The organism is Hydrogenophaga sp. 70-12 (assembly GCF_001897365.1).
Lineage (GTDB): Bacteria > Pseudomonadota > Gammaproteobacteria > Burkholderiales > Burkholderiaceae_C > Hydrogenophaga > Hydrogenophaga borbori.
Genome location: NZ_MKSS01000385.1, coordinates 15,616 through 36,218 on the forward strand (window position 1 = coordinate 15,616; position 20,603 = coordinate 36,218).

Annotated in this window: 18 protein-coding genes and 1 tRNA gene; 10 read left to right on the top strand and 9 right to left on the bottom strand. The window is 71.9% G+C overall.

Annotated features, from left to right (window positions below):
* Positions 1–20 precede the first annotated feature (20 nt).
* The 5 genes from BGO22_RS19755 to BGO22_RS19775 all read left to right on the top strand — a co-directional run bounded on the left by BGO22_RS19755 (position 21) and on the right by BGO22_RS19775 (position 5,401).
* On the top strand, positions 21–746 hold the full coding sequence (locus tag BGO22_RS19755) for a GntR family transcriptional regulator (protein WP_070398831.1): 726 nt from the start codon (positions 21–23) through the stop codon (positions 744–746).
* Between the two features lie 103 nt (positions 747–849).
* Positions 850–1,824, top strand: coding sequence for a Bug family tripartite tricarboxylate transporter substrate binding protein (locus BGO22_RS19760; RefSeq protein WP_070398830.1), 975 nt, complete (start codon positions 850–852; stop codon positions 1,822–1,824).
* A gap of 10 nt (positions 1,825–1,834) precedes the next feature.
* Positions 1,835–3,904 carry a metallophosphoesterase gene (locus BGO22_RS19765; protein ID WP_070398829.1) on the top strand — a complete coding sequence of 690 codons (2,070 nt, stop codon included), beginning with the start codon at positions 1,835–1,837 and terminating at the stop codon, positions 3,902–3,904.
* Positions 3,905–3,948: 44 nt separating this feature from the next.
* Complete coding sequence (locus BGO22_RS19770; RefSeq protein WP_070398828.1) at positions 3,949–4,893, top strand: LysR family transcriptional regulator; 945 nt, start codon at positions 3,949–3,951, stop codon at positions 4,891–4,893.
* A 4-nt stretch (positions 4,894–4,897) separates the two neighbouring features.
* Positions 4,898–5,401, top strand: a complete 504-nt coding sequence (locus BGO22_RS19775) for a TlpA family protein disulfide reductase (protein WP_070398827.1) — start codon at positions 4,898–4,900, stop codon at positions 5,399–5,401.
* 4 nt (positions 5,402–5,405) lie between these two features.
* Here BGO22_RS19775 and phnE read toward each other — a convergent pair whose 3' ends face one another.
* The 5 genes from phnE to BGO22_RS19800 all read right to left on the bottom strand — a co-directional run bounded on the left by phnE (position 5,406) and on the right by BGO22_RS19800 (position 11,516).
* Complete coding sequence (gene phnE, locus BGO22_RS19780; protein ID WP_454556682.1) at positions 5,406–6,212, bottom strand: phosphonate ABC transporter, permease protein PhnE; 807 nt, start codon at positions 6,210–6,212, stop codon at positions 5,406–5,408.
* Positions 6,213–6,226: 14 nt separating this feature from the next.
* Positions 6,227–7,183 carry a phosphonate ABC transporter substrate-binding protein gene (phnD, locus tag BGO22_RS19785; protein ID WP_070398826.1) on the bottom strand — a complete coding sequence of 319 codons (957 nt, stop codon included), beginning with the start codon at positions 7,181–7,183 and terminating at the stop codon, positions 6,227–6,229.
* Between the two features lie 48 nt (positions 7,184–7,231).
* Positions 7,232–8,065: a phosphonate ABC transporter ATP-binding protein gene (gene phnC / locus BGO22_RS19790; RefSeq protein ID WP_070398825.1), complete on the bottom strand. Its 834-nt coding sequence runs from the start codon at positions 8,063–8,065 to the stop codon at positions 7,232–7,234.
* Between the two features lie 164 nt (positions 8,066–8,229).
* On the bottom strand, positions 8,230–9,522 hold the full coding sequence (locus BGO22_RS19795; RefSeq protein WP_070398824.1) for an aspartate aminotransferase family protein: 1,293 nt from the start codon (positions 9,520–9,522) through the stop codon (positions 8,230–8,232).
* On the bottom strand, positions 9,519–11,516 hold the full coding sequence (locus BGO22_RS19800; protein WP_070398823.1) for an acetoacetate--CoA ligase: 1,998 nt from the start codon (positions 11,514–11,516) through the stop codon (positions 9,519–9,521). The genes BGO22_RS19795 and BGO22_RS19800 overlap by 4 nt, the downstream gene beginning before the upstream one ends.
* Positions 11,517–11,585: 69 nt before the next feature.
* On the opposite strand from BGO22_RS19800, the gene BGO22_RS19805 reads away from it, so the two are divergent.
* Entirely contained in the window at positions 11,586–12,287 is a 702-nt protein-coding gene (locus BGO22_RS19805) for a Crp/Fnr family transcriptional regulator (RefSeq protein ID WP_070398822.1), read from the top strand.
* Positions 12,288–12,309: 22 nt separating this feature from the next.
* Here the strand turns inward: BGO22_RS19805 and BGO22_RS19810 are convergent, their stop codons facing one another.
* Entirely contained in the window at positions 12,310–13,227 is a 918-nt protein-coding gene (locus tag BGO22_RS19810; protein WP_070398821.1) for a LysR family transcriptional regulator, read from the bottom strand.
* A gap of 99 nt (positions 13,228–13,326) precedes the next feature.
* Here BGO22_RS19810 and BGO22_RS19815 point away from each other — a divergent pair, with 99 nt between their 5' ends.
* Genes BGO22_RS19815 through BGO22_RS19830 form a run of 4 tightly spaced genes read left to right on the top strand, consistent with a single transcriptional unit; the run spans position 13,327 to position 18,662 of the window.
* Positions 13,327–14,298 (top strand): Bug family tripartite tricarboxylate transporter substrate binding protein, encoded by a 972-nt coding sequence (locus BGO22_RS19815; RefSeq protein WP_070398820.1) that lies wholly within the window; start codon positions 13,327–13,329, stop codon positions 14,296–14,298.
* Positions 14,299–14,311: 13 nt separating this feature from the next.
* Positions 14,312–15,706: an aminotransferase family protein gene (locus BGO22_RS19820; protein ID WP_083293131.1), complete on the top strand. Its 1,395-nt coding sequence runs from the start codon at positions 14,312–14,314 to the stop codon at positions 15,704–15,706.
* Positions 15,703–17,970, top strand: a complete 2,268-nt coding sequence (locus BGO22_RS19825; RefSeq protein ID WP_286852260.1) for a LamG domain-containing protein — start codon at positions 15,703–15,705, stop codon at positions 17,968–17,970. Before BGO22_RS19820 ends, BGO22_RS19825 begins: the two co-directional genes overlap by 4 nt.
* Positions 17,967–18,662 carry an enoyl-CoA hydratase/isomerase family protein gene (locus BGO22_RS19830; protein WP_070398817.1) on the top strand — a complete coding sequence of 232 codons (696 nt, stop codon included), beginning with the start codon at positions 17,967–17,969 and terminating at the stop codon, positions 18,660–18,662. The genes BGO22_RS19825 and BGO22_RS19830 overlap by 4 nt, the downstream gene beginning before the upstream one ends.
* Before the next feature lie 42 nt (positions 18,663–18,704).
* On the opposite strand, the gene BGO22_RS19835 is transcribed toward BGO22_RS19830, so the two are convergent.
* The 3 genes from BGO22_RS19835 to BGO22_RS19845 all read right to left on the bottom strand — a co-directional run bounded on the left by BGO22_RS19835 (position 18,705) and on the right by BGO22_RS19845 (position 20,551).
* A tRNA-Ala gene (locus BGO22_RS19835) sits at positions 18,705–18,780 on the bottom strand.
* Between the two features lie 29 nt (positions 18,781–18,809).
* Positions 18,810–19,667, bottom strand: a complete 858-nt coding sequence (locus tag BGO22_RS19840; protein WP_070398816.1) for an NAD(P)-dependent oxidoreductase — start codon at positions 19,665–19,667, stop codon at positions 18,810–18,812.
* Positions 19,668–19,813: 146 nt separating this feature from the next.
* Positions 19,814–20,551 (bottom strand): GntR family transcriptional regulator, encoded by a 738-nt coding sequence (locus BGO22_RS19845; RefSeq protein WP_070398815.1) that lies wholly within the window; start codon positions 20,549–20,551, stop codon positions 19,814–19,816.
* Between the last annotated feature and the right edge of the window lie 52 nt (positions 20,552–20,603).

Sequence of the window (20,603 nt, forward strand, 5' to 3'; positions counted from 1 at the left end):
CAGTTCAAGGGACCGAACCCATGGCCAAGAAGCCCGCCGCGAACCCCAGGCCCGCCGAGGCGAAACGCGCCCCGCGCACCGAGGCCAGCGCCACCGACCAGATCACGGAGTCCATCACCGGCGCCATCGTCGAACGCCGGCTGATGCCCGGCACGCGCCTGGTCGAGCAGCAGATCGCCGACGTGTTCTCGGTGTCGCGAACCATCGTTCGGCAGGCGCTCAACCAGCTCAGCCGCGACCGGCTGGTGACGCTGGAGCCGGCGCGCGGGGCCTTCGTGGCCATGCCGAGCATCGACGAGGCCCGCCAGGTGTTCCAGGTGCGCCGCCTGGTCGAAGGCGGCATGGTCCGCCAGCTGGCCGCCCAGGTCAGCGACGCGCAGATCGCCGAGTTGCGCATGCACCTGAAAGAAGAGCGCCAGGCCGTGGTGCGATCGGACGTGCCGGGGCGCACACGCCTGCTGGCGGACTTTCACGTGGTGCTGGCGCGCCTGCTGGGCAACGAGGTGCTGGCGGAGATGATCGCGGACCTGCTGTCGCGTTCGCAGCTGATCGCGCTGATGTACCAGTCCGGGCATTCGGCCGAGCACTCGCAGGCCGAGCACGTGGACATCGTCGAGGCCCTCGCCCGGCGCGACGGGCGCGCGGCCTCGCGCCTGATGGAGCAGCACATCACCAGCGTGGAGCGCAACCTGCAGCTCGACCCGCGCACGCCCGACCTGGCGGCCGTGCTGCGCCGGCGGGCCTGAGCGGCGGGCGGCAGAAGTTCTGCTTATCCGCGCATTAGAAATTTGCGCTTCAGTCGCGCGGCCTCGTTGCCCACAATGGGCCGGACTTCAACGAGACCGCCCCATGCAAAGACGACAACTGATCCACGCCATCGGCGCCGCCGCCCTCATGGGCGGGCGGCCCTCCTGGGCCCAGGAGGCCTATCCCGCGCGCGCCATCCAGGTGCTGGTGGGCTTTCCCGGCGGGGGTGCCATGGACGTCGCCACGCGCGTCGTCACCAACGCCCTGGCCGACGAGGGCCTCAAGCCACTGGCCATCATCAACAAGCCCGGCGCCTCCGCCACCATCGCCACCGGCCAGGTGGCGCGCGCGTCCGCCGACGGCTACACAGTGCTGCTGTCCACCTCGGCCAACCTCGGCATCGCGCCCTACCTGTACGCCCGGCTGCCCTACGACGCCGACAAGGAACTGGTGCCCGTGGCGCAGTTCGGCGTGGCGCAAAGCGTCATCTACGGCTCGCCCGCCCTGGGCACGCGCGACCTGAACGCGCTGCTGCGCCGCATCGCGGCCACACCGGGCCGCCTGAACTACGCCTCGCCCGGCAGCGGCACCACCGCGCACCTGGCTTTCGAGAGCCTCAAGGCCCAGCGCAAGCTCTTTATCGTGCACGTGCCTTTCCGGGGCAGCCCGGCGGCCATTACCTCGGTGCTCAGCGGCGAGCTGGACATCGGCATCGACGCCATCGGTCCCACGCTGAGCCACATCAAGGCCGGCAAGATCGTGCCGCTGGCGCAGACCGGCTCGAAGCGCTCGGCCTCCCTGCCCGATGTGCCGACGCTGGACGAGCTCGGCGTGCGCGGTATCCCCAGCGGCACCAACCTGGGCTTCATGATGCCCAGCGGCACGCCGGCGGCGGTGCTGTCCCAGTGGAGCGGCGCGATGAAGCGCGTGCTGGCCACGCCGGCCGTGGCCGAGCAGCTCGGCGCGGTGGGCGTGGACGTGGCCTACCGCGACGCGCGCGACTACGCCGCCACCATGGCCAGCGAGCAGAAGCTGTGGCAGGCCGCCGTCAAGTACTCGGGCGCGGCCGCCAGCTGAGAAGGTCCGCATGTCCGAACGCCTCTTCCGTTTCGCGGTCATCGCCGACAGCCACGTCAACCCCTCCGACGAAGACCTGATCTCGCCCTACGAGTCGCACCGGCTCACCAACGCGCGCCTCGCGCACACCGTCGAGGTGCTCAATGCCCTGGCGCCGGACTTCACGGTGCACGTGGGCGACATGATCCACCCCGTGCCCGAGGCCGTGTCCTACCCCGACGCGGTGGCGCGCTTCAAGGCGGCGGTGGGCCGGCTCAAGGCGCCCCTGCACCTGGTGCCCGGCAACCACGACGTGGGCGACAAGCGCGCGGACTACGTGCCCGCCGGCGAGATCTGCGAGCCCTACGTCGAGCTCTACCAGCGCCACTTCGGCGAGCACTTCTACGCCTTCGACCGGGGCGACTGCCACTTCGTGGTGATCAACACCTCGCTCATCAACTCGGGCCTGGACGCCGAGGCGCGGCAGGCCCGCTGGCTGGAGCAAGACCTGCAGGCCCACGCCGGTCGGCGCACGCTGCTCTTCGTGCACTACCCGCCCTTCATCGCCCGTGCCGACGAGCACGGCCACTACGACAACATCGACGAGCCCGGCCGCTCCTGGCTGCTGTCGCTGGTGGCGCGGCACCGGCTGGCGGCCGTGTTCACCGGCCACGTGCACAACTTCTTCTTCAACGAGCACGCGGGCACGCCGATCTTCTCGCTGCCGTCCACCGCCTTCGTGCGCGGCGACTACTCGGAGCTGTTCGCCGTGGGCCAGCCGAGCGAGCACGAGAACGGCCGCAACGACGTGTCCAAGCTCGGCGTGCTGGTGGTCGACGTGTACCCGGACCGGCTGGTGCCGCAGTTCATCCGTACTCAGGACCGGCCCGAGGGCGCCGCGCCCCAGGTGCAGCGCGACTGGCCCCAGCTGCCGCCCGCCGCCGCCGGGCGCGAACCCGGCCTGGGCCTGGACCTGCGCTACCACTGGGGCGAGCTGCACCAGATCCCCTACAGCAGCATGCTCGACGAGTTCCGCCGCAAGCAGGCGCGCAACGACTACCCCATCCTCGCGCTCTGGGAGATGGGCATTCGCGCGCTGCGCGTGCCGCTGGACGACCTGGCCGACCCGGCCTCGCGCGCGCGCATGCGGGCCCTGGCCGCGCTGGGCAGCCGCTTCACGGTCTTCCTGTTTGGCTGGCCCACGGACGAGCAGATCGAGCTGCTGCGCCAACACCAGGGCCTGCTGCGGGCGCTGGAGCTCATCGTGAAATGGCCGCTGGCGCCGGACCTCGGCGGGCGGCTCGGCGCGCTGCGCGCGCGGGTCGGTGTGCCGCTGCACCTCTCGCGCTTCTGGAGCGCCTCGGGCCAGTCGCGCGACGGCAAACAGATCAAGCTGCTGGTGGACCACGGCTTTGCGGGCCCGGCCGATCCGGCCGCGGAGGCGCTGCTCGAGGCCACGCGGGGCCAGGGCTTCGACGGCCTGGTGTTCCGCGTCGCGGCCGACACCGACGTCGACGAAGGCATCACCGGCGCCGCCGCCTTCGCGGCGCGCCACGGCCTGCGCGCGCAGGTGCACGTGCGGCTGGCGTCCGACAGCCCGGCCCAGGCGCGGACCGATGCGCAGGCCAACGGCGTGCGCGCGCTCGGCGCGGCCTTCACCAGCCGCGGCTGCCCGCAGGCCGACGTGTTCCTCGACACGCTCAGCGACGTCGACCGCGGCTACTTCCCGCGCGCCGGCCTGGTGGACCGCCGCTTCAACCCCAAGCGCGAAGGCCAGGCGCTGCGCAACCTGCACGGCGCGCTGAGCGAGCTGCCCGCGATGGACACACCGCGCTGGGTGCGCGACCCGCAGTTCCTGGTCGGCGCCGCGCGGATGGACCGGTCCCAACTGCTGCTGGTGCTGCCCCTGGGGGGCGCCGCGCTCATGCAGCTGCCCGACTGGCTGGACACGCAGGACCTTCGGGTGCGGCGCTGGCTGGACCTGGCGAGCGGCGAGGAGCGGCCCTGGCCCGCGTCGGACCCCGATACCGCGAAGGTGCTCGATGGCCCCTGCCTGATCGAGCTGGCGACCAGCCGCGTGGCAGAGCGCGCCCTGGCCTGAGGCGGCGCGCCCGCCGCGGGCGGACGCGGCCACCATAATCGGCCATGCCCACCCTTCGCCAGCTCAAGGCCCTGGCCCTCATCGGCCAGACCGGCAGCTTCACGCGCGCGGCCGAGAAGCTCTTCATCACGCAGTCGGCCGTGAGTTCGCTCATCCGCGAACTGGAGGAAGAGATCGGCATGCCCCTGGTGCAGCGCGGGCGGGTCATCAGCCTGACCGAGGCCGGCGAGCACCTGCAGCGCGCCGGCCAGCGCGCGGACCTGGAGATCGACCGCGCCCTGAAGGACCTGCGGCTGGGCGGGGCGGCGCAGCGCGTCGTGCTGCGCGTGGCGGCCGGTTCGCTCTCGTCGGCGGCGCTGCTGCCGCCGGCCATTGCCTGCCTGCAGGCCAGTGACCCGCAGCTGAAGATCGCGCTCTTCGACCGCCCCGTGGGCATGCTGGGCGACATGCTCCTGCAGGGCGAGGCCGACGTCGCCGTCGGCTCCATCGATTCGCCGCTGCGCCTGTCGGGCGAGCTGCGCTCCACGCTGCTGTTCGAGGACCGCATCGCCGTGGTGTGCGCGCGCGGCGGCGCACTGGACGAACAGGCCGAGCGGGCCGGCGGACTGGGCTGGAGCGACCTGCACCACACCGACCTGGTGCTGGTGGGCCGCACCGGCGGCCAATGGAACCTGCTGCTGCAGGACCAGCTCGCCGCGCACGAAGGCCTGGCCATCGGCTACGAGGTGCAACTGCTCTCCACCGCGCTGGAGCTGGTGCGCGCCCGGCTCGGCGTGGCCGTGCTGCCGCTGTACGCCACGCGCCACCTGGCCGAGCGGGACTTCTGCGTGGCGCCGCTGCTCAAGACCAGCGCGGGCTGGAGCACCTACTTCGTGACCCGCCAGGGACCGCCGGACGCGGCCAAGGCGGCCTCCATCGAACGCCTGCGGGAGGCGCTGCGCGCGCAGGCGCCCGCCAGGCCACAGCGCGCGCCGCGCGGCAAGGACTGAAGCCATGGACAGACGAACCCTTCTCCAGGCGCTGGGCGCCGCCTCCCTGGCCCGCGCGCCCCTGGCGCAGGCAGCGGACGAGGTGCCGCCACCGGCCGTCGGCACCGCCCTGGCGCTGCCCGACGCCCCGCTGTTCGATGGCAGCGCCTTCAAGGCCTCGGCGGCGCAAGGGCAGGTGGTGCTCGTCTACTGGTGGGCCAGCTGGTGCCCCTTCTGCGGCGCCACCAACCCCTTCATCCAGAAGCTGTGGGACGCGCAGCGCCCACGCGGCCTCTTGATGCTTGGCCTGGCGGTCGACAAGCGCATCGAGGACGCGCGCCAGTACATGGCGCGGCGGGGCTATACCTTCCCCACCGCGCACTACACGCCCGCCATCGAGCGCGTGATGCCCCGCCCGGGCAAGGCCATACCCGTCACCTGCGTGCGCGGTCGGGACGGGCGGGTCGTGATGTCGGAGGTCGGGCAGCTGTTCGAGGAAGACGTGCAGCAGATCGCCCGTTTCCTCTAGCGCGTCAGATGAAGCGCTGGCGCAGCCGCGCCGAGGCCAGGTCGATGAGGGACACCGTCACCACCAGGATCAGCAGCACCGCGCCGGTCTGCGCGTACTGGAAGCTGCGGATCACCTCGTACAGCACCACGCCGATGCCGCCGGCGCCGACCATGCCGACCACCGAGGCCGAGCGCACGTTCGATTCGAAACGGTAGAGCGTGAAGCCCATCCACAGCGGCAGCACCTGGGGGATCACGCCGTGAACGACCTCCACCAGCTTGTGCGCGCCGGTGGCGCGGATGCCCTCCACCGGGCGCGGGTCGATGGCCTCCACCGCCTCCGAGAACAGCTTGGCCAGCGTGCCCGTGGTGTGCACCGCCAGCGCCAGCACGCCGGCGAAGGGACCCAGGCCCACGGCGACGATGAACAGCATGGCGAACACCATCTCGTTGATCGCGCGGCAGGCGTCCATGAGGCGGCGCATGGGCTGGTGCACCCAGGCCGGCGCGATGTTCGAAGCGCAGAGCAGGCCGGCCGGCACGGCGGCCAGCACCGCCAGCACCGTGCCCCAGACGGCGATGTGCAGGGTGACCAGCATCTCGCGGGCATAGATGCGCCAATCGTGGAAGTCCGGCGGGAAGAAGTCGCGCGCGTAGGTGGCGATGTTGCCGGCGTTGTCGACCAGGGCGAAGGGCTGGATCTCGGCGCCCCGCCACGACCAGCCGAGCAGCACCGCCACCGCCGCCCAGGCGGCCCAGGTGCCCGGGCCGGGCCGCTCGGCGGCGGCGCGCTGGCGCAACTGCGCGAGCGAGGCGGCGCTGGCGTTGATGGGGTGCGCGGCGCTCACGGCTGCAGCTGAGCGAGCTTGGCGTCGATCTCGGCCAGGGCCTTGGCCTTGGCGCCGGCGTCCAGCGCGGCGTCGTTCTCGACCTTGTTGCGGTCCTTGTACAGCTCCAGCTGGCGGGTGGGGATCAGCTGCGCGTTGGTCGAGGCGCGGAAGCCGCCGTAGTTGTAGATGTTCTTGAGGATCGCCTTCTCCTGCTCGTCGGACTTGGCGTAGTTGACGACGAAGTTCGCCAGCTTGGCCTTGACGGCCGGGTCGAGGTCCTTGCGCCAGACGAAGGGGTCGCTGGCGATCAGCGGGCTTTCCCAGATCACGCGCAGCTGCGCGAGCAGCTCGGGCTTGTTGGCGCGCAGCTTTTCGATCTCTTCGGTGTTGTTGGTGGCCACGTCCACCTGTTTGGCCAGCACGGCCTGGATGTTGGCGCCGTGGCTGGCGTTGCGGATGGTCTTGAAGCGGGTGCGGTAGTCCACCTTGTTCTGGGCGAACACATAGAAGGTGGGCACCAGGAAGCCGGAGGTGGAGTTCGGGTCGCCGATGCCGAAGTTGATGGACTTCGAGTGCTTGAAGACGTCGTCGAGTGACCGGTACGGGCTGTCCTTGTGCGTGATGAGCAGCGCCTTGTAGCCGAAGCTGCCGTCGGCGAACATGACCTGCGCGAACACCTCGCCGTTGGCGCGGTCCACCGCCTCCATGGCCGACTTGTTGCCGAACCAGGCCACCTGCACCTTGTTGAAGCGCATGGCCTCGATGACGCCGGCGTAGTCGGGCGCGTAGAAGGATTTGACCGTCAGGCCGGTCTTCTTCTCCATGTCGCGGAAGAAAGGCTCCCAGCGCTCGCGCTGGGTCGAGGCGGTGTCGGTGGCGATGATGCCGAAGTTGATCTCCTGCGCGTGCAGCGTGGCGCTGCTGGCGATCAGGGTGGCGGCGAAGGCGAAGAGGGCTTTGTGTTTGAACATGGTGGTGGCTTTGGCGAAGGGAAACGGAAGGGCCGCGCGGGGACCGGTTCAGGCGGCCAGCGCGAGCGGCGGCGCTTCGGCGGCCGCGGCCGAGAAGCCGGGGCCGTCGTGCAGCAGCTCGTCGGCCGCGGTGCCGTACAGCTGCTGCAGGAAGCTGGGGGTGAGGGCTGCGCTGGGGCCGTCGTAGACCAGTTCGCCGTCGCGCAGCGCCAGCACGCGGTGGCAGTAGCGGCGCGCCAGGCTGACCTGGTGCAGGCTGACGATCAGCGTGAGCCCGGCGTCGCGGTTGAGGGTGGCGAGCTGCTCCATCACGCGCAGGGTGGATTGCGGGTCCAGCGAGGCCACCGGTTCGTCGGCCAGCACCAGTTCGGCGCCCTGCACCAGCACGCGGGCGATGGCGGCGCGCTGCTGCTGGCCGCCGGACAGCGTGGACGCGCGCTGGAAGGCCTGGGGCGCCAGGCCGATGGTGTCCAGCGCGTCGAGCGCGCGGGCCCGCTGCGCCAGCGTGTAGCGGCCGAGCAGGCCGCGCCACAGCGGCGCGTCGGCGGCCAGGCCGGTGAGCACGTTGTTCATCACGCCCAGGCGGCCCACCAGGTTGAACTGCTGGAAGATGACGCCGATGCGCCGGCGCAGGGCGCGGATCCGCGGGCTGTTGCGGCCGCCCTCCTGCAGCGCCTGGCCGAAGACCTCGATGCGGCCGGTGCCGGGGTCGGTGGTCTCCAGCCCGCTCAGGCAGCGGATCAGCGTGGACTTGCCGGAGCCCGAGGCGCCGAGCAGGGCCACGCGCTCACCGCGGCGGACGTCGAAGGACACGCCGCGCAGGGCCGCGCGGGTGCCGTAGGTGCGGCGCAGGTCTTGCGCCCGAAGGACGGGATGGGTCATGGCGCGAGTCTTTCGAGCCCGCGTGACCGTTCCGTGACGCGGATGGTCTCAGGGGGCCATCCACGCCATTCAAATTTCTCCAGCCAGGTATTGAAGAAAGCTATGCATCACGCGCGACGGCCGCCCCGCGCGCGACAGGGACCGGGCCCTGCACCGGCGCGCGCTCAGCGCGGCAGCACCGGCCCATAGCGCTGAAGGAAGGCCTCGACCGCCGCGTGGAAGCGCTCCAGGTCCGCGTCGGTGAGCGGCAGCGACAGCACGGTGAAGCCGCGCCGCGCCAGGTAGAAGCCCTGTTCGAGCATGTGGAAGAAGAACAGGTCCTTGACGAAACGCTCGCCGGCGGGGACGTCGTCCACGCAGCGGATCGCGGCGCCTGTGCCGTGCAGGTTCATGAGCGAGCCCAGGCCGGTGAACTGCAGCGCCAGGCCGTGCGCCCGGCAGCTGGCGTTGAGGCGCTCGCGCAGCGCGTCGCCGCGCGCGTTGAGGGCCAGGGCCGCCTCGGGCGTGTAGACGCGGCTCAGGCCCGCGATGCCGGCCGACATGCTCAGCACGTTGTTGTTGAAGGTGCCCGCGTGGCCCAGGTGGCCCGGCGCGCGCGGGTCGAACATCGCCATCACGTCCGCGCGGCCGCCGAAGGCGCCGAAGGACATGCCGCCGCCGATGTACTTGCCCAGGGTGGTCAGGTCGGGCCGGATGCCCAGCTGGGCCTGCCGGCCGCCGGGCGCCAGGCGCGAGGTCATGACCTCGTCGAAGACGAGCAGGGCGCCGGCCTCGCTGGCCAGTCGGCGCAGTTCGTGCAGGAAGCCGGGCTCGCCGACGATGCAGCCGCCCGCGCCCTGCAGGGGCTCGACCACGATGGCGGCGAGATCGGCCGCGTGCTCCTTCACCAGGGCCGCGGCGCCGGCGCTGTCGTTGTAGGTGCCGATCACGAAGGGGAAGGGCACGTTCACCGGCGAAGGCCCGGCCGCGAAGGTGAGCACGCCGCCGTGGTACGCGCCCTTGAACACCATCACCTGGCGCCGGCCGGTGAAGTGCCGGGCGGCGGTGATGGCCAGCAGGTTGGCCTCGGTGCCCGAGTTGGTGAAGCGCAGGCGCTCCAGCGAGGGGAAGCGCTGCGTCACCAGGCGCGCGAGTTCGGCTTCGAGCAGGTTGTGGCCGGTGAGGTTGATGCCGCCGTCCAGCGCGGCATCGATGGCGGCGCGGATCACGGGGTGGCTGTGGCCGTACAGGCCGGCGGTGAACTCGCCGAGGAAATCGGTGTATTCGTGGCCGTCCGCGTCCCACAGGCGCGCGCCCTCGCCGCGTGCGATGGCCAGGGGGAAGGGGTCGTAGAACAGCACCGAGCGGGTGTTGCCGCCGGGCATGACCTCGGTGGCGGCCTGGTAGCGGGCCAGGCTTTCGGGGTGGCGCGCCGCGTAGGCCTCGCGCAGCCGGTCCAGTTCGGTGTCCAGGTTCATGGGGTGTGCTCCAGTCGGTTGGCGTAGGCCACGAAGAAGTCGAGGCTGGCCGGGTTCTGCATCGCGTCGGGGCTGGCCACCTTGTCGGGCGCGGCGCCCAGCAGCAGCTTGCGCACCGGCACCTCCATCTTCTTGCCGCTCAGCGTGCGCGGGATGTCGTCGACCTGCACCACCTCGTTGGGCACGTGACGCGACGAGGCCTTGCGGCGGATCTGTTCCGTGATGCGCTGGCGCAGGGCGTCGTCCAGCGTGAGGCCGGGCTGCAGCACCACGAACAGCGGCATGAAGGACGGGCGACCCAGGTACTCCAGGTCCACCACCAGGCTGTCGCGCACCTCGGGCAGTTCCTCCACCACGCGGTAGATCTCGGCCGTGCCCATGCGGATGCCGAAGCGGTTGATGGTGCTGTCCGATCGGCCGTAGATGACCGAGGTGTGGCGCGGCGTGAAGCGGATCCAGTCGCCGTGCCGCCAGACCCCGGGGAAGGTCTCGAAGTAGCTCTCGCGGTAGCGGCGGTCGTCCGCGTCGTTCCAGAAGCGCACCGGCATCGAGGGCATGGGCTGGGTGATCACCAGTTCGCCCACCTCGTCCACCACGGGCTGGCCCGCGTCGTTGAAGGCATGGGCCGCCACGCCCAGTTCGGCGCATTGGATCTCGCCCGCGTGCACCGGCAGCGAGGGCGCGCAGGCCACGAAGCCCGAGGCGATGTCGGTGCCGCCGCTGATCGAGGCCAGCCACAGGTCGGGCTTGATTGCCTCGTAGGCCCAGTGGTACGCGTCCACCGGCAGCGGCGAGCCGGTGACGTTGATGGCGCGCAGGTGCTTGAGCGGGCCGATGTCGCGCGGGCGCAGGCCGTCCTTCTTGGCGGCGATGAGGTAGGCCGCGCCGCAGCCGAGCAGGGACACCTGGCGCTCGTCGATGAAGCGCCACAGCGCGCCCGGGTCCGGCCAGTTGGGGTTGCCGTCGTAGAGCACGATGCTCGCGCCGGTGAACAGGGCACCGACCTGGAAGTTCCAGACGATCCAGCCGGTGCTGCCCAGGAACAGCAGGCGGTCGCCGGGCCGCAGGTCGTGCTGCAGCGCGCAGGTCTTCAGGTGGGTGAGCACGATGCCACCGTGGCTGTGCACCATGGCCTTGGGCAGGCCGGTGGTGCCCGAGGAGTAGACGATCCACAGCGGGTGGTCGAAGGGCAGGCGTTCGTAGCGCGGCGGCGCCGGCGTGGCGATGCAGTCGGCCCAGGCCAGGCGGTCGCGCCAGGCCGGCGCGCCGCGCTGCGCCTGCAGCGGGCCGGGCACCTGCACCACGTGGCGCACGCTGGGCAGGGCGGCGAGCAGTTCGTCCACCTGCGGCACGCGGTCGTGCCGTTTGCCGTTGTAGCTGTAGCTGTCGGTGGCGAAGAGCAGCGTCGGTTCGATCTGGCGCAGGCGGTCCAGCACCACGGTGGGACCCATGTCCGGGGCGCAGCTGGACCAGATGGCGCCGATGCTTGCGCAGGCCAGGAAGGCCACCACGGTCTCGGTGCGGTTGGGCATGTAGCTGGCCACGCGGTCGCCGGGGCCGACGCCCAGTGCGCGCAGGCGCGCGGCCAGCGCCGCGGTGTCGCGCTCCAGTTCGGCCCAGGACACCTCGCGCCAGGGCGCGTCCTCGCTGCGCGCGAGCAGGGCGGGGCGTTCGGTGCTGGCCTGGCGGAAGATGTTCTCGGCGTAGTTCAGGCGGGTGTTCGGGAACCAGGTCGCGCCCGGCATCTCGCGCTGGCCGAGCACCGGCGTGAGCGGGCCTTCGCCCACCACGTCGAAGTAGCGCCAGATGGAGGCCCAGAAGTCCTCGATGTGATTCACCGACCAGCGCCAGAGCCCGTGGTAATCGGTGGTGCGCACGCCCTGATGCTCGGCCAGCCAGGCCTGGTAGTGCGCCAGCCGGCTGGCGGCGACCTGTTCGGCCGAAGGGGTCCACAGGAGTTGGCCGTAGCCGTCGGGGTGGGGGTCTGCTTGCATGGGGCCATTCTGGGCAGCCGCGGGTATCCTCACAGTTCACCCGATGACAGTTCAGCCAAGGGTTTTCCCTTGAATTCGCGCCGCTCCAAAGCCCCTTCGCCCACGCTCGACGGCCTGCTGGCCCAGTCGCCGTGGTTCCGCGCGCTGCCGCCGGCCGTGCAGGCCGGGGTGCGCGGCGACCTGATCGAGGTGGTGGTGCCCCTGGGCGAGTCGCTCGGGCGCCGCGGCGATCTGCCCGGCCACTGGTACGGCGTGATCGACGGGCTCTTCAAATGGTCGGTGTCGAGCGCCGATGGCCGCAGCGTCTCGCTGGGCGGGCAGCTCGGCGGCAGCTGGTTCGGCGAAGGCACGCTGATCCGCCAGAAGCCCCGCAACGCGGACGTGGTGGCCCTGCGCGACAGCCGCGTTGCGCTGATGCCGCTGGACACCTTCCTGGCGCTGCGCGACACGCAGCCCGCGTTCAACGAGTTCCTGCTGCGCCAGATCAACGAGCGCCTGCACTGGTTCATGGGCAAGCACGCGGACCACAGCCTGCTCGACGCCGACGCCCAGGTGGCGCGCGCCCTGTGCGGCCTGCTGCACCCGCTGCACAACCCCAGCGAATCGCCGCAGCTGCGCCTGTCGCAGGAAGAGCTGGCCAGCATGGCCTCGTTGTCGCGGCCGCGCTGCAACCAGGCGCTGAGCCGGATGCGCGCGCAGGGCTGGATCCGCACCGGCTACGGCGGCATCACGCTGCTGAACGTGGACGCGCTGCTCGACATGGGCAGCTGAGAGGCCGGCGGCCCGCCCGGCCTCAGGCCGGATCGAAGCCTTCCACGCCCGCCATCACCTCGCACAACACGTCGATGAAGGCGTTGATGCGGGCGGGCCGGAAGCGGCCGGCGACGGACACCGCCTCGATGGCGATGGGCTCGAGCTCCCACTTGGGCAAGATGCGCTTGACCCGGCCGCTGGCGATGTCCGGGCCGCACAGCCAGCGCGCGCTCGCCGCGATGCCCAGGCCCTCGAGCATGGCGCGGTAGCTGGCCAGCAGGCCGTCGGTGGTGAAGGGGGTGCGGATCGGCACGGTGCGGCGCTCGGTCTGGTCCTGCGTGTGCATGGGCAGGCGGTCCATCACGTAGGGAATCAGTCCCACGAAGGGCAGGGACGACAGGTCTTCCGGCGTGCGGACGCGGTGCCGCGCCGCGAAGGCCGTCGAGGCCACGAGCACGCGCCGCATGCGACCGATGGGTCGCACGTGCAGCGACTGGTCGGCGCTGCTGCCGACGCGGATCCAGCAGTCGCAGGCCTGGCCCACGATGTCCACCGGCCGGTCGGTGAGCCGCAGCTCCACCTCCACCTGCGGGTAGCGTTCGCGGAACAGGCGGACGGCGTCCATCAGGAAGGCGTGCCCGTAGGCGTGTGGTCCGATCAGCGACAGCTTGCCCTTGGGCAGGCCGGCGCTGACCTTCAGCGCGTCTTCCCACTCGTTCCAGGCGTCGGCCCAGGCCACGGCGCGGCGCTGCAGTTCCTCGCCTTCGGCCGTGAGGTCGAAGCGGTGCGTGGAGCGCGTGGCCAGGCGCGCGTTGAGCAGCTGTTCCAGGTCGCGCAGACGCCGGCTCACGGTGGGCTGCGTGGTGCCCAGCGCGCGCGCGGCGGCCGACAGGCTGCGCCGCTCGGCCACGGCCAGGAAGGTGGTGATGAGCTGCAGGCGATCGAGTTTGGCCGTCATACGTGTGGCGTATCAAGCTTATCGGGGTCGGCATACTACTCGGCCGCGGGCCTTTGCCAAATACTGCGCGGACCCATTTCCCACCCCACAGGTCCGCCCATGAAACTGTCCCGGTTCCTTCTTTGCTCCGCCCTGACGGCGCTGGCCGCGCTGCCCGCGATCGGCCACGCGCAGGCCGCCAAGGCGCCACTGCGCCTGGTCGTCGGCTACACGGCCGGTGGCTCCTCCGATGCGCTCGCGCGCATGGTCGCGGAGAAGCTCAAGGACGAGCTCGGCACGGCCATCATCGTGGACAACCGCCCCGGCGCGGGCGGGCAGATCGCGGCCGAATACGTGCGCGCGTCGGCGCCCGATGGCAACACCATCCTGGTCGCCAACAGCCACATGATGGTGATGCTCCCGCTCACCACCAAGGGGGCGAAGTACAAGCCCGCCGAGGACTTCGCGCCCGTGGTGCGGCTCACCAGCTTCTTCGAGGCCCTGTCGGTGCCCAGCGGCGTGCCCGCGACCTCGATCGCCCAGTGGCTGGACCTGGCGCGCAAGAACCCGCAGGCCGGCAACTTCGGCGTGCCCGCGGCCGGCAGCGTGTCGCACTTCCTCGGCTACCGGCTCGGCCAGGACAACAAGGTCGACCTGCAGGCCATTCCCTACAAGGGCGCCGCGCCGCTGGTGCAGGACCTGCTGGGCGGCCAGATCCAGGCCGGCATCCTGCCCATCCTCGACGTCGCGCCGCACCACCAGGCCGGCAAGCTGCGCGTGCTGGCGGTGAACGGCGCCAAGCGCGCGCAGCTGTTGCCCACCGTGCCCACGCTGAAGGAGCTCGGCATCGCCGGCTTCGACACGCTGGAGTGGACCGCGCTGCTGGCGCCGGCCGGCACGCCAGCGGCGCTGGTGGAGCGGCTCAATGCCGCGACGCGCAAGGTGCTCGCCACGCCCGACATCCAGGAACGCCTGCTCAAGCTGGGCATGGAGGCCAACCCCAGCAGCCCCGCCGAACTCGGCCAGCTGCTGGCCAGCGACCTCGCGCAATGGGCGCCGGTGGTCAAGGCCTCGGGCTTCACCGCGGACTGACGCCGAGGTGAACATGCAGACAGCGACGGCCCGCCGCAGGGTGGGCGACACGCCGGCGGGCGGATCGGTTCTCGGCTTCTACGCGCCCAAGGGCACACCGCGCCCGCCGCGCGTGGCGCGCGCCGAAGGGGTGTTCCTGTGGGACGAGGATGGCCGCCGCTACCTCGACGCCACCTCGGGCGCCGTGGTCACCAACATCGGCCATGGCAACCCTGCGGTGCTGCAGGCCATGCAGGCGCAGGCGCGCAAGGTCACCTTCGCCTACCCGCGCTTCTTCGAGAGCGAAGACAGCATTGCGCTGGCCGACCGCGTGTGCGCGCTCGCGGGCCCGGGCCTGGACCGCGCGTTTTTCGTCTCGGGGGGCTCGGAGGCCAACGAGTCGGCGCTCAAGCTCGCGCGCCAGTACGCGGTGGTCAGCGGCCAGCCCGGGCGCTGGAAAGTGATCTCGCGCAACCCCAGCTACCACGGCGCCACGCTGGGCGCGCTCACCGTCACCGGCGACGCCAGCGCGCACGCGCTCTACGGCCCGATGCTGCGCGCCCAACCCAAGGTGGCGGCGCCGCTGTCCTACCGCGTGCCGGACGGCCACAGCGTCGAGTCTTTCGAGGCGGCCTGCGCGCAAGCGTTGGAAGACACCATCGTGCGCGAAGGCGCCGACAGCGTGCTCGCCTTCATCCTGGAGCCCATCGGCGGCCTGTCCACCGGCGCGGTGGTCTCCTCGCCGGCCTACTTCCGCGCCGTGCGCGAGATCTGCGACCGCCACGGCGTGCTGCTGGTGTTCGACGAGATCATGTCGGGCGCCGGCCGCACCGGCCGCTTCCTGGCCGCGCACCACTGGCCCGACGCGCGGCCCGACCTGGTCACGCTGGCCAAGGGCCTGGCCGCGGGCTACACACCGCTTGGCGCGGTGCTCGCGCCCGAGCGCATCGTCGACGCGGTCGCCGCGAGTGGCGGCTTCGTGCACGGCCACACCTATTTCACCAACCCACTGTCCTGCGCCGTGGCCAACGCGGTGCTTGACGAGGTGGTGCGCCAGGACCTGGTGGCGCGCGCGCAGGCCGCGGGCGCCTACCTGAAGGACCGGCTGCATGCGCTGGCGGCGCGCTCCCCGCTGGTGGGCGACGTGCGCGGCCTCGGGCTGCTGGGCGCGATCGAGCTGGTGGCGGACAAGGCCAGCCGCCGGGCGCTGCCGGTGGACTTCAACGCCCCCGCGCGCCTCACGGAGCACGGTCTGCGCCATGGCATTGCGCTCTACAACCGGCGCGCCAACCGCGGCGAGTTCGGCGACTTCCAGATGATCACGCCGCCGCTGACCGCCAGCGACGCCGAACTCGACCTGCTGGTGGAGTTGCTGGAGCGCGCGTTGGCCGACCTGCACGACGAGGTGCGCGGGCGGGGCCTCGCTTGAGCGCGGGCATCCCGCCGCACCGGGCCATCGCGTTGCCCGGCCTGCACGCCTATGCCAGCGCCGTCAGCGTGGCGGCCGGCGAGGCCATCGGCTTTCACGTGAGCAGTTCGGTGCCCTACCGCTTTTCCTTCTGTGCGCTGGGGCCCGACGCCGACGACGCCTCGCGCGACCCGGTGCTGCACGCCGGGGGTGAGCACCCGGCGCGGGTCCAGGCCATCCACCCCGGCTCCTACGTGCACATCGAGCGCGGTCTGCCCGAGGGCGCGCTCGAGGCGCTCACCCTGGAGTGCTGGCTCATGCCCTGGGGCTTCGGCGAGCGCCAGGCCGTGATCGCGCAATGCGACGACGAGGTCGCCGACGAAGGCGTCGGCCTGTTCATCGAGGCCGACGGCACGCTCGTGCTGCGGCTGGGGCGTTCGCGGCTCAGCGGGCCGGTCCTGGCGCCGCGCCGTTGGGCGCACCTGGTGGCCGTGCTGCACCAGGGCCACCTGTCGCTGTGGATCGACGGCCGCCGGGTGGCGCAGGGCGCGGCGGGCCCAGGTCGGCCGGGCCGCGCTGCGCTGCGCCTGGGCGCAGCGTCGGCGGGGGGCGTGGCCACGCACTTTCTGGACGCGGACCTCGTGATGCCGGCGCTCTACGGCCGCGCGCTCGGCGCCGCCGAGATCGCCCAGCGCTGCGCGCAGCGCGGCCAGCAGGCCGCGCAAGGCCCCGGCCTGCTGGCCTGCTGGCCCTTGAGCGAGCAGCGCGGCGAGCGCATCGCCGACGCCAGCGGGCAGGGCCGCCACGGCCGCCTCATCAACCACGGCACCTGGATGATCGTCGGCCCGGCCTTCGACCCCGCGCGGGTGCCGCGCTTTTCGCGCCGCGAAGGCGAGTACGCCGCCGCCAGCGACCGCCTGCGTGGCCACGGCCTTCGCTTGGCGAGCGACGACCTCGTGGATTGCCGCTGGGCCGAATCGCACCGCGTGACGGTGCCGCGCGGGGCGAAGCCCGGCATCCACGTGGGCCGCTTCGAATGCGAAGTGGACGGCCGGCCCGTGCGCTACGACGTGAGCGTCGTCGTGCGGCCAGCCGCCGATGCCGCGCCCGCGCCGCTGCTGGTGCTGTGCGCGACCAACAGCTGGCGCGCCTACGCCGCCTCGCCGTTCGCGCACAACGTGTCGGGCCCGGCGCACTGGCCACGCCGCGCCGCGCCGCTGCCCAACAGCCACCCCGACGCCCCCGAGTACAACCACTACACGCCCCACCGCAAGGGCCAGCCCACCTACTACGCCGGCCTGCGCCTGCCCTGGCCCAACGCCGCGCCCGACGCCTTCTACGCGCCCGAAGGCAGCGGCTTCAGCCAGGGCCCGCGCCTGGAGCGCTGCCTGCACCGCTGGCTCGACGCGCAGGGCTACGCGTACGACGTGGTGAGCGACCTCGACCTGCACCGCGACCCCGGCCTGCTGCGCCGCTACCGCAGCGTGGTCATCAACGGCCACAGCGAGTACTGGTCGGCGCCGGCCTTCGAGGGGCTGGACGCCTACCTGCGCGGGGGCGGCAGCGCGGTGGTGCTGTCGGGCAACTCCCTGTACTGGCGCGTGAGCTTCGACGAAGACGCCACGGTGATGGAGCAGCGCAAAACGCTGACGCCCGCCGACGACCACGAGGCGGCGCTGGACAAACACGCGGCGCCCGGCGGCGTGCACGGCGAGCAATACCACAGCCAGGACGGCGAGCGCGGCGGGCTCTGGCGCTTCAACGACCGCTCGTGCAGCGATCTGATCGGTCTGGAAACCGCGGGCTGGGCCTTCGCCGACGCCGCGGATTTTGGTGTCTACCGCGTGCGCGACGCCGGCCACTTCCTGTTCCACCGGCCGCACGAGACCGGCCTGCGCGCCGGCGACAGCTTCGGCCACGGGCCCGGCGGCGCCCTGCCACGCGCCATCGGCCACGAGTGGGACCTGAGCATCGCCACGCTGCGCCGCATGACCCACCACATCCCGCGGGGCGCCGAGCTGCCGCGCGATCATCCCGGCCTGCAGGTGCTCGCCGAAGGCGTGCGCCGCGTGCCGGGCCGGCTGGACGCCTACCTCGACTTCTTCGAGGGCGCCACGCAGTCGCTCGACGGCCTGTCCGCCGAGATGGTCTACTGGGAGCGCCCCCAGGGCGGCCGCGTGTTCAATGCCGGGGCCGTGGGGGCCAGCTGGGTGCTGGGGGCCGATGAGGCGTTCGGTGCCTTGCTGCGCAATGTGCTTCACCACTTTGGAGTCGAGCCCGCATGAACCCAGCCACGCTCCTGGTCGAGGTCCACGACGGCGTCATGGCGCTCACGCTCAACCGCCCCGAGAAACGCAACGCCATCGACAACGACCTCGCGCGCGCGCTGCTGGCGGCGATCGCGCTGGCCGAGCGCGACGACACGGTGCGCGTGCTGCTGCTGCGGGGCGCCGGACCGGCGTTCTGCGCGGGGCGCGACATGGGCGCGCCGCCGACGGAGGACGACCTGAGGCTGGTGCAGGCCGTGGCGCAGGCCCTGGTGTCCCTGCCCAAGCCGGTGGTGGCCGCCGTGCAGGGCTGGGCTGTTGGTGCGGGCCTGGAGTGGGCGCTCGACGCCGACGTGGTGATCGCCGCCGAGGGCGCGCGGTTCAAGCTGCCCGAGGCCTCGCTGGGCGTGTTCGTCACCGGCGGTCTCACGGCCACGCTGCCCGCGGCCGTGGGGCTGGCGCGCGCCAAGGGGTTGATGCTGCTTGGCGAGCCGATCGGCGCCGCGCAGGCCCAGGCCTGGGGCCTGGTGTGGCAGGTGGTGGCCGACGACGCGCTCGACGCCTCGGCGCGGCGGGTGTGCGCGCGTCTCGCGCAACTGGCGCCCGAGGTGGCCGGGCGCTTCAAGAAGGTGCTCAACGAATTGGGCCTGGCCCACTTCCAGCGCGCGATCGAGGCGGAAAACGCGGCGCAGCGCGGGCTGCCACCCTGACAAGAAAAAAGGCCTTGCGGAGCAAGGCCTTTTTCAGTTTTGTGGTGGAGACGAGGAGGATCGAACTCCCGACCTTCGCATTGCGAACGCGACGCTCTCCCAGCTGAGCTACGTCCCCACGAATCGCGCATTCTAGCGAATCTTTTGTCAGGCCATTCCGTTGCGGCTGGCGAGTTCCACGAACAGCGCGGAGTGGTCGAGGTCGGACAGGCCGTGGTCCGCCGCCTCGGCGAACAGGCGCTCGAACAGCGCGGTGATGGGCGCCTCGAAGCCGATCTCTTTCGCCGTGCCGAGCGCGTTGCGCATGTCCTTCAGCTGCACCGCCATCGCGGCGCGCTTGCCGAAGTCGCGCTCCACCATGCGCTGGCCGTGCACCTGCAGGATGCGGCTGTCGGCGAAACCGCCGGTGATGGCCTGGCGCACCTTGGCCATGTCGGCGCCGCCCTTCTCGCACAGCAGCAGCGCCTCGGCCACGGCGCCGATGGTGATGCCCACGATCATCTGGTTGGCCAGCTTGGCGAGCTGGCCCGAGCCGTGCGGGCCCACGTGCGTGACGCGGCCCAGCACCTCCAGCACGGCGCGCGCGCGCTCCACGTCGGCCGGTTTGCCGCCGGCCATGATGGCCAGGGTGCCGGCCTCGGCGCCCACGGTGCCGCCCGAGACCGGCGCGTCCAGGTGGTGCACGCCCAGCGCGGCCAGGCGGGCCGCGTGGTCGCGCGCCTGGCGCGGCTGGATCGACGACATGTCGATCACCAGGCTGCCACGGGGCAGGGCCTCGGCCACGCCCTGGCGGAACAGCACGTCCTCCACCACCTCGCCGTTTTCGAGCATGGTGATGACGATGTCGGCGCCTCGCACGGCGTCGGCGGCCGTGTCGGCCACGCGCGCACCCAAGGGCGCGAGACGCTCGGCCTTGGTGCGCGAGCGGTTCCAGGCGCCCACGGCGCAGCCGGCTTCGCACAGGCGCCGGCCCATGGGGAAGCCCATCAGGCCGATGCCGAGCATGGCGACGGCGTGGGAGGGAGTGGTTGCCGGGGCGGCGGGGGAGTCGGTCACGGTGCGTGTCCCTTCAGGGCAGGGCGCGGAGGCGGTGTTCGGGCAAAAAAAATCGCGGTCCCCGGCTCGCGCCGAGGACCGCGCAAGTGGACCGGCTATCGAGATAGCTGGGGACCACGGAGTTGAACGGTGTCGTCCTCGGCGGGTTCGGCCGAGGCGTGGGCGATCTGCTCGGCCAGGGTGCCGCAGGCATTTTCGGCGTGTTCGGCGATGAGCGATTCGGCCCCGTCCGCGTCGCCCTGGGCGATGGCGCGGGCAATGGCCTCGTGTTCGTCCCACACGGGCTCGCGCAGGTGCTCCAGCTGCAGCGCCAGGCCCATGGCGCGGCGGATGTGCTGCCAGTGCAGCAGCGCGCTCTGCTCAATCAGCGGGTTGCCGGCGGCGCGGTAGATGGCGGTGTGGAAGGCCAGGTCGGTGTCGATCAGGGCCTTCACGTCGTCACGGCGCTCGGCGGCGCGCCCGGCCTTGAGCACGGCCGGGTCGATGACGGTGCGCTGCTGGGCGGCCAGTCGCACGGCCAGGCGGTCCAGCGCCACGCGCACCTGGTAGACCTGGGCGATCCAGCGCCCGTCCAACGGCGTCACCTGCAGGCCGCGCACGCGGCCGGGGTCGCCGCTGGTCTGGGGCGCGTCCTGCACGAAACCGTCCTTGCGCAGCAGGCGCAGGGCCTGCATCACCGGCTGGCGCGACACCGCGAAGCGCTCGGCCAGCTCTTCCTGGCGGATGCGCTGGCCCGGCCGCAGCGCGCCCGAGCTGATCGCGTCGAGCAAGGCCCGGTAGACCTGGTCGGCCAGATCGGGCGTCGATTCGATCCTGAACAACTGCGCGGTCATGGGGGCGGGCGTGTGGTGCGAATTCTGTATACGGAATTCGCGCAGCATACCC